The following is a 464-nucleotide window of genomic DNA, read 5'->3' on the forward strand; positions in this document are numbered from 1 at the left end:
AGTCGATCCCGTACGCGTCGCCCGCCTGCAGCGACACGCTGAGCACGGTCACGTTGAGCAGCACCTGCCGCGACAGCGAGCGGTTCTGCTGCGCCATGAACGCGGCGACGCGCTCGAGCACGTCGGGCGTGTCGGTCACCGAGATCGATCCCGTCGCGGGCGAGGCGACCGAGCTGCCGTAGCGCGAGAGCATCGATTGGATCGCGCTTTGCAGGCCGTTGAACACCGACAGCTGCGAGTTCACCGCGGTGTTCGCCGTGTTGTTCGCGGTGAGGCCCGTCGTGCCGGAGCCCGCGCCGTTGATGCCGCCGCCCGAGCCCCCCGAGCCGCCCGACTGCGAGCCGCCCGCGGCGCCGTCGCTCGTCGCGCCGCTCACGACCGATGCGTTCAGCGACGAGTCGCCCGGAATCGCGTTGACCTGGAACGTGCGGGTATCGGTGAAGAAGAAGCGGATCGCCCCCTGC

1 protein-coding gene is annotated in these 464 nt (G+C 70.3%); it reads right to left on the reverse strand.

Annotation, left to right across the window (positions count from 1 at the left end):
* Positions 1–464 (reverse strand): secretin N-terminal domain-containing protein (locus ACU8YE_RS24955; RefSeq protein ID WP_446930227.1); only part of this gene is annotated, 464 nt, incomplete at both ends.

The sequence above is a fragment of the Ralstonia sp. VS2407 genome, from assembly GCF_052950655.1.